General features: G+C 44.5%; 16 protein-coding genes. 5 read left to right on the top strand and 11 right to left on the bottom strand.

Going from position 1 to position 12,149, the window contains the following annotated elements:
• Positions 1–70 precede the first annotated feature (70 nt).
• From NC99_RS20340 to NC99_RS20325, 4 genes are all read left to right on the top strand, one after another.
• The gene (locus NC99_RS20340) at positions 71–1,099 is read left to right on the top strand and encodes a hypothetical protein (RefSeq protein WP_053188422.1); all 1,029 of its coding nucleotides are present in this window, start codon (positions 71–73) and stop codon (positions 1,097–1,099) included.
• 457 nt (positions 1,100–1,556) lie between these two features.
• Positions 1,557–1,877: a nucleotidyltransferase domain-containing protein gene (locus tag NC99_RS20335; RefSeq protein ID WP_053188419.1), complete on the top strand. Its 321-nt coding sequence runs from the start codon at positions 1,557–1,559 to the stop codon at positions 1,875–1,877.
• Positions 1,874–2,263, top strand: coding sequence for a HEPN domain-containing protein (locus tag NC99_RS20330; protein WP_053188416.1), 390 nt, complete (start codon positions 1,874–1,876; stop codon positions 2,261–2,263). The genes NC99_RS20335 and NC99_RS20330 overlap by 4 nt, the downstream gene beginning before the upstream one ends.
• Positions 2,264–2,844: 581 nt before the next feature.
• Positions 2,845–3,246, top strand: coding sequence for a GFA family protein (locus NC99_RS20325; RefSeq protein ID WP_053188413.1), 402 nt, complete (start codon positions 2,845–2,847; stop codon positions 3,244–3,246).
• A 569-nt stretch (positions 3,247–3,815) separates the two neighbouring features.
• Here the strand turns inward: NC99_RS20325 and NC99_RS20320 are convergent.
• The 11 genes from NC99_RS20320 to NC99_RS20270 form a co-directional block, all read right to left on the bottom strand.
• A complete protein-coding gene (locus NC99_RS20320; protein WP_204375075.1) occupies positions 3,816–4,412 on the bottom strand; it encodes a class I SAM-dependent methyltransferase in 597 nt (198 codons plus the stop codon).
• A 40-nt stretch (positions 4,413–4,452) separates the two neighbouring features.
• Positions 4,453–5,484, bottom strand: coding sequence for an ACR3 family arsenite efflux transporter (arsB, locus tag NC99_RS20315; protein WP_053188410.1), 1,032 nt, complete (start codon positions 5,482–5,484; stop codon positions 4,453–4,455).
• 30 nt (positions 5,485–5,514) lie between these two features.
• Complete coding sequence (arsM, locus tag NC99_RS20310) at positions 5,515–6,333, bottom strand: arsenite methyltransferase (RefSeq protein WP_239684493.1); 819 nt, start codon at positions 6,331–6,333, stop codon at positions 5,515–5,517.
• A 1-nt stretch (position 6,334) separates the two neighbouring features.
• Positions 6,335–6,757: an arsenate reductase ArsC gene (locus tag NC99_RS20305; RefSeq protein WP_053188407.1), complete on the bottom strand. Its 423-nt coding sequence runs from the start codon at positions 6,755–6,757 to the stop codon at positions 6,335–6,337.
• A 2-nt stretch (positions 6,758–6,759) separates the two neighbouring features.
• Positions 6,760–7,086, bottom strand: a complete 327-nt coding sequence (locus tag NC99_RS20300; RefSeq protein WP_053188404.1) for an ArsR/SmtB family transcription factor — start codon at positions 7,084–7,086, stop codon at positions 6,760–6,762.
• Positions 7,087–7,318: 232 nt separating this feature from the next.
• Positions 7,319–8,095: a pyrroline-5-carboxylate reductase family protein gene (locus NC99_RS20295; protein ID WP_053188401.1), complete on the bottom strand. Its 777-nt coding sequence runs from the start codon at positions 8,093–8,095 to the stop codon at positions 7,319–7,321.
• A 27-nt stretch (positions 8,096–8,122) separates the two neighbouring features.
• Positions 8,123–9,166 (bottom strand): permease, encoded by a 1,044-nt coding sequence (locus NC99_RS20290; RefSeq protein WP_082326613.1) that lies wholly within the window; start codon positions 9,164–9,166, stop codon positions 8,123–8,125.
• Between the two features lie 53 nt (positions 9,167–9,219).
• Positions 9,220–9,921: an aromatic aminobenezylarsenical efflux permease ArsG family transporter gene (locus NC99_RS20285; RefSeq protein WP_053188398.1), complete on the bottom strand. Its 702-nt coding sequence runs from the start codon at positions 9,919–9,921 to the stop codon at positions 9,220–9,222.
• Between the two features lie 4 nt (positions 9,922–9,925).
• Positions 9,926–10,360, bottom strand: a complete 435-nt coding sequence (locus tag NC99_RS20280) for a nitrophenyl compound nitroreductase subunit ArsF family protein (protein WP_053188395.1) — start codon at positions 10,358–10,360, stop codon at positions 9,926–9,928.
• Positions 10,361–10,369: 9 nt separating this feature from the next.
• Entirely contained in the window at positions 10,370–10,603 is a 234-nt protein-coding gene (locus tag NC99_RS20275; RefSeq protein ID WP_053188425.1) for a thioredoxin family protein, read from the bottom strand.
• Between the two features lie 240 nt (positions 10,604–10,843).
• Complete coding sequence (locus NC99_RS20270) at positions 10,844–11,143, bottom strand: ArsR/SmtB family transcription factor (RefSeq protein ID WP_053188392.1); 300 nt, start codon at positions 11,141–11,143, stop codon at positions 10,844–10,846.
• A 431-nt stretch (positions 11,144–11,574) separates the two neighbouring features.
• On the opposite strand from NC99_RS20270, the gene NC99_RS20265 reads away from it, so the two are divergent.
• The gene (locus NC99_RS20265) at positions 11,575–12,075 is read left to right on the top strand and encodes a porin family protein (RefSeq protein ID WP_053188389.1); all 501 of its coding nucleotides are present in this window, start codon (positions 11,575–11,577) and stop codon (positions 12,073–12,075) included.
• Positions 12,076–12,149 lie beyond the last annotated feature (74 nt).

The following is a 12,149-nucleotide window of genomic DNA, read 5'->3' as shown; positions in this document are numbered from 1 at the left end:
AAATCCCGCCCGACCACATATAAGTGACCGACATGCACCGAATTCAAAAAGACAAGGACATTTGTAAAAAATGAATAGACAATTCGAATTTAAAGACAAGCTTGTATTAAAAAATGCAACACTTAGACTTGATGATTATGCATTTTTAATTAGTGCTTTAGTTTTCTTATACTTCATCCTGACTGGAAACAGTACAGGTTTTCTTATATTACTTTTTATCGGTCTTCTTGTTTTTACGACTTTCAGAATAATAAAGCGAGTAAATGATAGGTCAGATAAAATAATAATAGACAAATACGGAATTAAACTTTGTGAGCAAAACGAACAAATTAATTGGTCTAAAATAAAATTTGCCTATTTAAAACAAAAAACTCAAGGCGTTGGACGAAGTGCTAAAGTTGTCGACTATTTTCATATTGAAACCACAGACGGAGAAATAGCTGTAGATATGCGAGACTTAAAGTTTGACAAGGAATTATTAAAGCAATCAGTTGAGCATTTTAGCGGAAGGGACATTGGAGATTTCACAGACAAGGTAACAGCGAAAGTATTTAGAATAATTGGCAATGATAAAAAAGTTAAAGAAATCGAAACAAAAATGTCGGACTACTTTAAAAGTCAGTCAAAATCAGCATTTTTGATTGTTATTGGTTCTTTTGGATTAGCAATTTTCTTACAATTAATAATTTCATTTCCATATATAATTGCTAGTTGGTGGTCAATCTTAGTTTTTTGCATTATTATCTATGCAATCTATGAGGACAAAACGTTAAAAAAGAGACTTAAACTCAATGAACTTAGTGATAGAAAGTTTAAAACAATAAAGAAAGAATATGGTGCTCAGTACGATTTAAATTACAGTAAAATACAAACCTTTTTAATTTATGCATTCTTAATAATTTCAGTTTTTGCAGTTTTTGCAATCTCTTACTATTTTGATATTTCCAGACAAGAAAGAGGAAATAATAAACTAAAGGAAAGAACAGAAATAAAAAATTCGTTGCATAACACAGTAACATATTGCAGGGCGGGGTTTGGTGGTACGCCAACTGCCCCTGCTGCTCCGCTCCCGCGCGAATCCTTTCGCGTGGTGGGATAAAAAACAAAAAGCAAGCGCAAGCAATCGCTTATCGCTGCTTTTTATTGAATTTGAGGAGCGTCGTTCAGTTGGGAAATGTGATCGCTTGTAAATCGTTGTGCTACGCGATGCAATCGCGCAGCAGCAGGGGAGGAATTGGTCAGTTTCCTCCGGGTATCGAGCCATTCGCCGGGAGATTCCGAATCAAGTTCGGAATGACGCGAGTTTTGCTTTTGGCGAATCCATTCAAAAAAGTAGTTTAGCTTTGGAGCAATGCCCCATTGGCCAATTGAAAATGACTGAGCTCCTGGTGGTGCGCGTCTGCTACTCGTGCCTTGCATTGAAAAAGTAAAACATTGGCCTGACGGGCAAGACACCGATTACCAATCGGTGCCAGCTTTGGAGGGGTCCGCTTCATTCTTGACCGTCATGTCCTATCGGACACCGAGGCTATATCAAAAATCATTATCTTTGCTTTATGAGTAAAAAAGAGCAAATACTACAGATGATAAAAAAGGTCGTTGACAAAAATGCACCTGATTCAGAAGTGTATTTGTATGGATCCCAGGCACGAGGAAATGCAAGAAAACTTTCTGATTGGGATTTGTTGATTCTGCTCAATTCCGCAAATGTGTCGTTTGACTTTGAGACAAAATTTATGGACGAATTCTATGAATTGGAATTAAAAACAGGAGAAATTTTTTCGCCATTGATTTATTCAAAAGATGATTGGAATTCAAACTACTCGATTACCTCACTATACGAAAATATTCAAAGAGAAGGAATTAGACTAAAATGACCGGATCAAGACATGATTTGATTAATTATAGAATTGCCAGAGCAAAGGACACCTATGATGATGCCTCAATTCTTGCAGAAAGGGAAAAATGGAATTCGGCAATTAACAGGTTGTACTATGCCGCATATTACGCAGTCATGGCCCTTCTACTCGACTCTGACTTAAAACCAACAACCCATAACGGGGCAAAATCAAACTTTTCAGAGTATTTTATCAAGACGGGTAAGATTGATTCAAAATACGGTAAAATGTATTCTCAATTGTTCACTTGGAGACAAAAAGGAGATTACGACGATTTATTCGATTTTCAAAAAGAAAACGTAGAGCCTTATTTTGAGCCAGTTAATGACTTTATCTCTGTGATTGAAATCATGATACAAAAATAAGAGCCAGATGTTAATCGATTAGACTGCCCGAACTCCCCTCGTCTTAGCGTTAGCGGTGACGAGGGGTGCGCTTAAAGTCCCCGGTTGGGTCGGGGCAGGCTGTTTGTAACGACATTACTCCCGCTCCCGCGCGAGTCCTTTCGCGTGGTGGGATAAGAAACAAAAGCACGCATAAGTAAGATCTTATCGCAGCTTTTTATTGAATCTGAGGAGAGTCGTTCAGTTGGGAAATGTTCTTGCTCGAAAATCATTATGCTACGCGATGCAATCGCGCAGCAACGGGGGAGGAATTGGTCAGTTTACTCCGGTATCGAGCCATTCGCCGGGAGATTCCGAATCAAGTTCGGAATGACGCGAGTTTTACTTTTGGCGAATCCATTCAAAAAAGTAGTTTAGCTTTGGAGTAAGGCCCCATTGGCCAATTGAAAATGACTGAGCTCCTGGTGGTGCGCGTCTGTTACTCGTGCCTTGCTTTGAAAAAGAAAACTTTGCCCTGACGGGCAAGACACCGATTACCAATCGGCGCCAGCTAGCGGGAAATCAGCTAACTTTATTGTTGTAAAAAAATAGAAATTAATCAGATGGAATACACGGGATCTTGTTTATGTCAAGGGGTTAAATTTATTGTGACAGGCGATTTTGAGCGCTTTTATCTTTGTCATTGCAGCTATTGCAGGAAAGATACAGGATCAGCACACGCGGCCAATTTGTTTTCAACAACAGCTAAACTTGAATGGCTAAAAAGAGAAACAGAAATCAGAACTTTTCAACTCCCCGAAAGCAATCATGCCAAGGCGTTCTGCACCAATTGTGGGTCGGCACTGCCGAATTTGCAAATGGGTGGTCAGCTTTTAGTCGTTCCGGCCGGATGTATCGATACAGCCTTGGAGAAAAGGCCCGATGCCCATCTCTTTATGGCCAGCAAAGCGGCATGGGACCATGCTCTTGAGCAAATAGATCAGTTTAAACAGCTACCGGAATAAATTGCCAAACTCAGTTTCAAATTCCAAAAAACAAAATCCAAATTCCATCCGGCAGCTGCCGGACCAAGTTCCAAGCGACCGAAGGGAGTCCCGGTGCAGTCGGCGGTTAAAATCCAAAGAGATTGTTCCGGGTGGAGGCTGTTCGAAAAGTTAGTTCATGAATCTTATTTGTCGCTGTGCTCTCTGTGTAAAATTTTGTGCAACGCTGTGGTTCTGTTTTTATATTTTACCACGCCGTTTGACAGAGAGGATGAGGAGTATAACAGCGTTTGTGGACAGCCCCGCTCCCGCGCGAATCCTTTCGCGTGGTGGGATAAAAGGTAAAAAACAAGCGCAAGCAATCGCTTATCGCTGCTTTTTATTGAATCTGAGGAGAGTCGTTCAGTTGGGAAATGTGATCGCTTGTAAATCGTTGTGCTACGCGATGTAATCGCGCAGCAACGGGGGAGGAATTGGTCAGTTTCCTCGGGTATCAAGCCATTTGCCGGAAGATTCCGAATCAAGTTCGGAATGACGCGAGTTTTGCTTTTGGCGAATCAATCCAAAAAAGTAGTTTGGCGTTGGAGCAACTATTTCACTGCCACGAGCCGGATGACCTGGGCTGTTCCTTGATGGAAGGGCCCTTCGCTGAGTTCGACATCAGTTTCGGTGATGTCGATGCTGGCGAAACCCGCAAAATCGGCTTGCAGCTCTTCTGTTGAAAAGAGCATGTCCACATTTCCTGGTCCCCCGGTGTTGTTGTGGATTTGTGCTTTGGAAAAACCTTCCAAAATCACGGTGCCACCGACTTTCAGGAAAGTGCTTAACTTGCGGTGGTAGGCTTGTCGGCTACCCGGAGGCATGTGCGTATAAATCAGCGCCAGGCAGTCGAAAGTTTCGGCTTCCAGATCAATGCTGTCATAGGAATCAATCTGGTAGTTCAGCTGGACTTGTTGCCGGGCAGCGAGTTGTTCCGCTTTCTTCCTGCCTTCAACACTCGAATCGAAAGCCGTAACCTGCCAGTGACTTTGGGCTGCAAATACGGCATTTCGTCCTTCTCCCTCACCGGGTAATAAAATTTTGCCGGGCGTTAGTTTTTTCAGCTCCTGCCTGAAAAACGCATTGGGCTCCGTGCCATAGACATATTCATCGGCCGCAAATCGTTCATTCCAAAATTCACTCATCATCGCAGTTTTGGGTATTGAAACAAGAGGCTGGCTGCAAAGTTTAATACTTCCATTTATTGGCCAGCGCCACCAGCGAAAGCATGACGGGGACTTCAACCAAAACACCCACCACCGTGACCAGCGCAGCCGGCGACTGCAAGCCAAACAACGCAATGGCCACCGCTACGGCCAATTCGAAAAAGTTGCTGGCACCAATCATGGCTGCCGGGGAACAAATGGCGTGTGGCAATTTCAGTTTTCGTCCACCCAGCCAGGCCACAAAAAAGATGAAATAGGTTTGAATGATGAGCGGAACAGCAATCAGCAAAATAATCAGCGGATTGTCGGTGATGGTATTTCCCTGGAAAGCAAACAGCAAGATCAGGGTCAGCAACAAAGCCAGAATTGACACAGGTTTGAAGCGAGGCAAAAAGCTTTCCTTAAACCAGCTTTCGCCTTTGCGGCCAATCAGGATTTTATGCGTGAGGTAACCGGCCAACAGCGGCACCACGACGAAAATCAACACGCTGGCCACCAGCGTATCGTACGGCACCTGCACATTGGTGATGCCCAGCAGCAAACCCACAATGGGCACAAAAGCTACCAGGATGATCAGGTCGTTGACCGACACCTGCACCAGCGTGTAGTTGGGGTCGCCATCGGTGAGGTAGCTCCACACAAACACCATGGCGGTGCAGGGCGCGGCCCCCAACAGAATAGCTCCGGCAATGTATTCGCCAGCCATTTCGGGACTAATCCACGCTGCATAGATTTTCGAAAAGAAAATCCAGGCGAAAAAAGCCATGGTAAAAGGCTTGATCAGCCAGTTAATCACCAAGGTTAGGATCAGCCCTTTGGGACGTTTGCCAACACTTTTAATGCTTGAAAAATCCACTTGCAGCATCATGGGGTAAATCATGAGCCAAACCAAAATCGCTACCGGAATATTGACTTTAAAGACTTCCCAGTTGCTTAAAATGCTTACGCTTTCGCCTGCAAAATTGCCGATCAAAATTCCGGCGCCAATGCACAGGGCGACCCAGAGCGTGAGGTATTTCTCAAAACATCCGATTTGCTTTTTCGTTTGTGTCATGATGATTCTTGTCGTTTGGGGTGTTTTATTCTATTTTGAAGCGTTAACGGTGATGCTGTAAATTCCGGCCCCGCTGGCTTCATAAGCCGCCAGTTCCTGATCGTTCAGGTATTGTCGCAGCACAGGTTCGGGCACTTCAATTTTTCGCTGCTTTTTGATTTCGGGCTGCGAAAAACCTTGCTCGCGAATCGTGTTCAGGTACTCGTCCACGGGCACGGCTCCAGCCACACAGCCGGCATAGAGTTCGGCGGCTTCCTGCAGTGGTCTGGGCAAGGTACCGGTGATTACCACATCCGAAATGCAAAAATGTCCGCCGGGCTTCAGTACCCGGTAAATTTCTCGGAAGGCCTGCTGTTTGTCCGGAACCAGGTTCAGCACACAATTGCTGATGACCACATCGTAAGTCGCATCGGGAAGCGGCATGTTTTCAATGTCTCCCTGAATAAACTCCATGTTTTGAAACTCGGTTTTCGCCAGATTTTGCCGGGCTTTCTGCACCATCTCGTCGGTGAAATCAATGCCCGTCACTTTCCCTTCGGAACCCACCAGGCTGCGGGCTACAAAGCAGTCGGTACCTGCTCCCGAACCCAGATCCAGTACCTTATTTCCAGGCTCAATTCCGGCAAATTCGGTGGGCAAACCACAGCCCAGCCCCAGGTCAGCATCCTTGTTGTAACCTGCTACCTGTTGGTATTCATCGCCAATCATACTGAACTCGAGCTCGCCACAGCAACCGCCCGTACCACAACAGCTTTGTGGCGCCGCTAGCAGACTTTGGCTGGCAATGCTGCCATATTTTTCTTTGACCACTTGTTTTAAATCTTCGGCTTTCATCATATCAATTTTCAAATCATTTCATTTTCAAATTCTCTTCGTAGAATTTCCAGAATCCGGCTTTGATTTCGTCACGAACGCGGATAAATTCGCTCCAGATGAATTCATCGGTCCCAAGGGCATGCGAGGGGTCATCGAAGCCGATATGCAGGCGGTGCTTGACTTTGCCCATAAAGGCCGGGCAGGCTTCGTTGGCGCCACCACATACGGTAATGACATAGTCCCATTCGTCGGCCAGGTATTTTTCAACCGAGTCGGAGGTGTGGTGACTGATGTCGATGCCAATTTCCTTCATGGCCGCAACGGCTTTCTGGTTGAGTTTTCCGGAGGCTTCGGTACCTGCAGAGCAGACTGTGATGCTGGGGTCGAACGACTGTAAAAAGCCGTGTGCCATTTGGCTGCGGCAACTGTTTCCGGTGCAAAGAATTAAGACTTTCATATTTAACATTTAGAATTGGTACAACAATCTATTTCGGAGAGAAAACCATTCAGACTTTCTTTCAGCTTTCCAATTGTGTCTGCGTTTAAACAGTAATTGGTCTTGACGCCCTGAATGTCTCCCTGGATGAGCTTGAGCTTCTTTAGCTCCTTTAAATGCTGGTGAACCGTTGTCCGGCTCAGTGGAAGTTCATCCGAAATATCGCCTGAGATACAAACTTTGGTTTCGGCCAGGTATTTTAAAATCGCCAGGCGGGCCGGATGCGACAGCGCTTTGAAAATTGCGGCTGTTTCCTGTAAATCTTTTTCAAATAAATTAACCTTGGTCATTGTTGAAGAATTTATGTCGCAAATATACGACACAAATTGACGATGTCGCTTTTTTACGACATTTTTCTTCAGGAAAAAAAGCGAGCTGCATGGAAAGTCTTGAGTTGAGTCATCCCGAACTTGTTTCGGGATCTCATGTTTCTAATAATCAGCCCCTGATCCGGCGATTACTGACAGGGTGACGCCAACCGCAAACTCAAGAATTTTGGGACAGCCTCCTTTGCGAAGGTCTTTATGGTTTGATTTTTTCAAACAAACCCATCAGCTTGCTTTGGAAAATTTCGGTGATTTCGGTTTCGTGCTCGCCTATGGGTTTCACCGGTATCAAGTCCATCACCTGAGCAGGGGAGAGGCCCGATTTGTAATAAAGCTTGATGGCTTTTTCCAGCGAAGACTTGACCGCCTTGCTGGCTTCCTTTTCCGGAAGTCCGGTTTGCAGCGCCACATTGTGCATGGCTTGCCACTGGAACCAGAAATAAGTGGGCAACATAGCCGACACAATCGCGTAACTCTCCAGCTTGGCTTCTTCCGTCTCAAAGGTTTTGCCCAGCTTTTTCAGCAATTTGAGCAGCTGCTTTTTTTCGGTTTTGTTGAAATCAGAAGCAAAAGCAAGCGGGTTGTAGCCTTCATTCATAAACGAAGTGGCGTTGGGAATCATCCTGACCAGTTTTTTTGTTGGCAGGACGGATGCCATTTTTTCGAGGGTAATTTTGGGTGCGAGCGAAATCACAATTGTTTCTGCTGTAATCGCATCCTTTATGGTTTGCAAAGTCTCCATCACAACAGGCGGGAGCACAGCCAGAAACACCATTTCCTGTGCCGCCGCCTCTGAAGCGGTATCGACTGCGGTAACCAAGGGAAATTCCGCTTGCAGGGCCGCCAGCGTTTCGGCCTTGGGCTCAAATACATGGACTGTTTCGGGCAACGATTTTTTGTTTGAAAGCCCTTGGAGGAAAATCCGGGTGATTCGTCCTCCACCTATAAAACCGATTGATTTTGTTTTCATCATGGTATGATTTATTGGTTATCAATGAAGTTAAAGTATCCAGTTGAATAAGTATCCCAATAGAATAATGAACATGCTGATTGTGCCGAAGAAAATACCAATCAACTTCCACTTCATCACCTTTTTTAGCAGCGTAGCTTCGGGTAATGAAAGACCTACGACTGCCATCATAAACGCGATGCCGGTCCCCAGCGGAACACCTTTGGCCACAAATACCTGAATGACCGGCACAATTCCGGCAGCATTGGCATACATCGGAACCGCAAAAATGACGGCAAGTGGCACGGCATACCATTTGTCAGCCGAAAGAAATTCCGTAAAGAAATTCTCCGGTACATAGCCGTGCATGGCTGCACCAATGGCAATTCCAATCAGCACGTACACCAGCACCTTGCGCACAATGTCCCATCCTTCGCGGATGATACTTGGCAGCCGGTCAATGAACGGCGTTTGGTCTGCTTCCCATTGTTCCGATTCTTGTTCCGAGTTGGCTTGTATTTCCTTGACCCAATCGCTGAGGTAACGATCGAGTTTTAATTTGCCTAAAATAAAACCGCCAATCGTTCCCAGAAGAATTCCACTGATGGCGTAGATCAAGGTTGCCTTAATCCCGAATAGCCCGAGGAACATGGCTACCGCAACCTCGTTCACCAGGGGCGACGTGATTAAAAATGCCAGCGTGACTCCCAGCGGTATGCCGCCTTTGACAAAACCGATAAAAAGCGGAATGGACGAGCAGGAACAAAAAGGCGTGATGGCACCGAAAAGTGAGGCGAACAAATACTGAAGCCCGTACATCTTTTTTGTGGTCAGATAAATGCGAAGCCGGTCGACCGGGAAATACGCATTGACTGCTCCCATCAAGGCACTGATCAGGAATAGGAGAATCAGAATTTTGACCGTGTCGTAAATAAAGAAATTGATGGCTTCGCCCAGGTGGCTTTCCACTTTGAGACCGAAAAGGTCGTAAGTCAAATAATTGACCAGGGGTTGAAGAAAGTAGTAAAGGATTCCCAACAGCGGCAGGACAACTGCGATGGAAACGATCAACTTTATTTTTTTACTTTTTTGCATGAAATCGCAAGCTTGCTTGTTCGCAAAACAACGAACACTATTTTCAAAATTTTTTATAGAAACATGATCCAGACGTAGTAAATGCCCACGCCGATAAACAATACGGCAACCACACGACGAAACCATTGTTCAACGGTCTTCATTTTGTTGTAAACGCCTCCGATTGATCCAACGGAAAAGGCAATCAGCCAGGCAAACAGAATGACCGGAATTCCAGTGGCCAGCGCAAACACGACGGGCAGATAAAGTCCCGACGCACTGCTGATGGTCATCGGAATCAGCATGCCGAAATACAGCACCCCGCTGTAGGGACAAAAAGCCAGCGCAAACACGATACCCAGCAAGAGTACGCCCCAAAAGCCTTTGTTGGCACGACTTTCCATTTTGCTGGTCAAGCTGCTGAGCCCCGGAATTTGGATGAAGTTCAGCACACCAAGCATAAATAAACCAATCAGAATCAGCAGTGGCCCGAGCAGTTTTTCGCCCCAACTTTGAAAAAAACCTTCCAGTTGAAATTGTCCGGTGCCAAAGAAAAAAAGTAAGCCAATGGCCGTGTACGAAACGGCCCGGCCGAGCGTGTACACCAGTCCGTTGTAAAACACTTTCTTCCGGCTTTCCAGGTCTTTGCTGATGTAGCCAATGGCCGTAATGTTGGTGGCCAAGGGGCAGGGACTGACGGCAGTCATCAGTCCCAGAATAAAAGCGGTAAACAATGGAAATTGCGAGTTTTCCAGAAAATTTTGCAAAAGCTCCATATGCTTATTTCATTGCGTCGATGGTCGATTTCAACTTAGCCTTGAACTTGTCCGGATTGGTCCGGGCATTCAGGAAAGCGTCGTTGGTCAGGTTTTTCACCTGGTCACCGTTCACGATTAACAGCGTTTGGCCGTTCACTTTGTATTTTTCGAGCAACGGATTTTCGCTGTCTTTTTCGCGGTCAATCGATACGAAAGTCACCCGCTCGCCGTAATGTTCTTTCAGCGCTTCTTTGGTCACTTTCTCAACGGCCTGACAAGTGGCACAACGGCGGGTGGCATGAAAATAATAGGCTTTTACACCGGCTTCATTAGCCTCTTCCGCCAAAGCAGTGTCGGTGCTGGTTAGTTCGGCAACTTTCGAGTTGCAACATTGCGCGTAGGCTGAGATCACTCCGGCCCACAGGGCGATGATTAAAATGAGGGTTAGTTTTTTCATTTTGGTTGATTATTTGGTGATTAATGTTTTGATTTCGGCCACAGTGGGGACTTTCCCTTTGACAAGTACTTTCCCGTTAACAACGAGAGCTGGCGTGGTCATCACCCCGTAATTCATGATCTCCACAATATCTTCCACCTTGGTAACCGAGGCGGAAATTCCAGCTTCATCCACGGCTTCGCGGGTCGCTTTTTCAAGCGATTTACACTTGGGACAACCTGTCCCCAATACTTTAATGTCCATTTGAATTGGTTTTAAATTCTGGTAGTCCATTGATTTTTGTTTTTTATTCGTAATTCATAAAATACCAAACCATACAGTTAAGTTTTTTTTAATGATTGTCCGCTTACACCTATCAATTTGTTAGGCCGTGCTGTCAATTATTGTCATTCTTAGCCATTTTATTGTCATTGATCGTTTCAACACAACTGAATGACCACCAAATGACAATTGAATGACTTTTAATGACATGATCGAATTTTTTTATCCATTCAGAAATTTCTGAAACAAATCCTGCGCTTTCGCCCAGTTCTCGCGGTTGATGCAATATTTAATTTTGGGCGCTTCAATTTCACCTTGAATTAAACCGGCATCTTTCAGTTCTTTCAAATGCTGCGACAGAGTTGACTTGGCAATGGGCAACACATCCGACAAATCGCCGCTGTAGCAGCAAGCCTGCTTATTAAGCAATTCCAGTACGTAAAGCCGCACCGGATGCCCCATGGCCTTGGCAAAGCGCGCCGCCTGGATTTGTTCTTCTGTAAATACAATTGTTTCTCTCATGATTCGGTGTTCGTAAAACTACGAACAAAAGTAGCATTTATTTTGAAACTAAAATACCGTGTAAATAAAAAATTATTAATGAGTTGTTTATACGATGTAGCTTTGGGGCAGCTGATGTGACTCAGAACATGATGCCACAGTTTGCAAGTCAAATCACACGAACTTGCAGTGATAAAAAGATATTTATAAAACATAGTGTAATTTATAAATATTAAATGTATCTTTGCAACGGAAAAATTCTATTATGAGGATGTAGATTTCGTTCACAAGGGACATCCTGATTTCTGCCTTTATTTGTGAAATATCTTTTTGTAAAAAAAAAGTATTGGTTTGTGGAACCACTGCCAATCAATCTCCTTTTCTTTTCAGTTAAGATTTAGGAATAGAAAACCATCAACTGTCTAACAATAGACAAAATTAAAAATGAGAACATGAGAAAACAATTTTTATTGATGATGCTTTTGGTTGCGACCAGCTCAGCCTTCGCACAAGGTCCAATTTCAAAAGGTGAAACACAGTTGAATGTTGGGGTAGGGCTTTCGTCCTGGGGAGTTCCGGTTTACGTTGGATTTGATCATGGCGTGCACCCGGATATTACTTTGGGTGGAGAGTTATCTTTTCGTTCGTATAACGACCATTGGAACGGTAACAAATACGATCACAATGTGATTGGAATTTTGGGAAATGCCAATTACCATTTCAATACTGTATTAAATATTCCTTCGGACTGGGATTTTTATGCCGGCTTAAACCTGGGCTTCTATAACTGGAGTTCACCAAACGATTACGATGGCTCACACAATTCGGGTCTTGGCCTGGGAGCGCAAATTGGCGGACGCTACTATTTTAGCGACCATGTGGGAATCAACCTTGAATTTGGCGGTGGAAACGCTTTCTCAGGTGGAAAATTTGGATTAACAATAAAATTGTAAAATATGGAAACTGAATTTGATTTCAAGAATTGGGGCGGCATCATGACGAACCTCAAAAACAAATACCCCCAGTT

It is taken from the genome of Sunxiuqinia dokdonensis, assembly GCF_001270965.1.
Lineage (GTDB): Bacteria > Bacteroidota > Bacteroidia > Bacteroidales > Prolixibacteraceae > Sunxiuqinia > Sunxiuqinia dokdonensis.
Note: the sequence above shows the minus strand (reverse complement) of the source record. Positions and strands in the feature narration are given on the sequence as shown.